This is a genomic window from Halorubrum sp. SD612 (genome assembly GCF_002135005.1).
Map to the genome: position 1 here is coordinate 1 of NZ_NEWI01000334.1, position 1,638 is coordinate 1,638.

1 protein-coding gene is annotated in these 1,638 nt (G+C 71.6%); it reads left to right on the forward strand.

All coding sequences use genetic code 11. The features are described 5' to 3' along the window. Positions 1-87: 87 nt before the first annotated feature. Positions 88-1,638 (forward strand): methyl-accepting chemotaxis protein (locus B9G38_RS17075; RefSeq protein WP_086221158.1); only part of this gene is annotated, 1,551 nt, incomplete at its 3' end.

Here is a 1,638-nt window from a genome sequence, read left to right on the forward strand (position 1 = left end):
CCCCGCCCCGCCGTTCCGCGCAAATTATCAAATGCGAATTCCGGGACGCACGGTTTATCATGCCGGTTGGGAGACGGTGACGTAGACATGACGGGACTTCGCGAGCGTCTGCGGCGGGTACTCGGACGGGGGAGCGACTCCCGGTCGGTCCCCGACGGGGGCGTCGTCGTCGAGGACGGCGAGGGAACGGACGCCGCGACGGCCGGGACAGCCGAGGCCGCCGGCCGGACCGAGGAGGGGCACGGCGTCACCGACGAGGACGGCGTGAACCGCGCGGCGACGCTCGCCGGCGCCGGCTTCGAGCAGGTGTTCAACGCCACCAGCATCCCGACGTTCATCCTCGACTGCGACGGGAACGTCGCCGAGTGGAACGAGTCGATCGTCTCGCTCACCGGCGTCGACCGCGAGGACGCGATCGGCCACGGTCACGTCTCCGAGCTGTTCTACCCGGACGGCCGCCGGGCCGACACGCTCGCGGACAAGGTGCTCGACGCCCCGTCGAACGCCGACGAGGCGTACGGCGTCGAACGCTGCGACTCCGCGCGCGACCGGTACCGCGACTCCAGCACGATGGTCGACCGGCACGGCGAGGAGCGCCACATCGAGTTCACGGCGACCGCGCTGTACGACGACGGCGAGCTCGTCGGCGTGACGGAGGTCGTCGTCGACCGGACGGAGACGGTGAACGAGCGCGACGCGACGAGCGAGCTGGTCGCGGAGGTCAGGGAGACCGCCGAGGCGATCGGCGAGGGGGACCTCGACGCCCGCGCGGGGTACCGCGACGCGTTCGACCACCTCGACGGCGACCTGGTCCGCGTCGTCGACGTCGTCAACCGGATGGCCGACAACCTCGACCAGCTCTCCTCGGGCGTCCACGAGAAGGCGCGCGACCTCGACGAGACGGTCGAGGAGGCGAGCGCCGCGGCCGCCGACATCGCGGAGAACGTCGACGAGCAGAACGAGCTCCTCGAAGAGAGCGTCTCCGAGATGCAGTCCTTCTCCGCGGGGATGGAGGAGGTCGCCGCGACGGCCGACGAGGTCGACTCCGCCGCGGTCGCGGCCGCCGACGCCGCCGACGAGGGGCTCGACGCGAGCGAGGACGCCCGCGAGGCGACCGAGGACGTCGTCGAGATCGGCGACGAGCTCGTCGAGAGCGTCGGCGCGCTCTCCGAGCGCATGGACGACATCGAGGAGGTGATCGAGGTCATCTCCGACGTGGCCGAGCAGACGAACCTGCTCGCGTTGAACGCCAACATCGAGGCCGCCCGCGCCGGCGAGGGCGGCGACGGCTTCGCGGTCGTCGCCGAGGAGGTGAAGAAGCTCGCCGACGAGACCCGCGGCTACACCGAGGAGATCACGGAGAGCCTCGACAAGCTGCAGGCGCAGTCCGCGGAGACCACGACCGCCGTCGAGCGCTCCCACGAGCGCATCGAGGACGCGGGCACCGAGATCGAGACGGTGCTCGACTCCCTCGAAGAGATCGCCGACGCCGTCGACGAGGCGGCCGCGGGCGTCGCGGAGGTCGCGCGCACCACCGACGACCAGGCCGCGACCGTCGAGGAGCTCACCTCCTCGCTGGAGGCGGTCCGCGAGCGCTCCGACCGCACCGAGGACGCGACCGAGCGCATCGTCGACGCC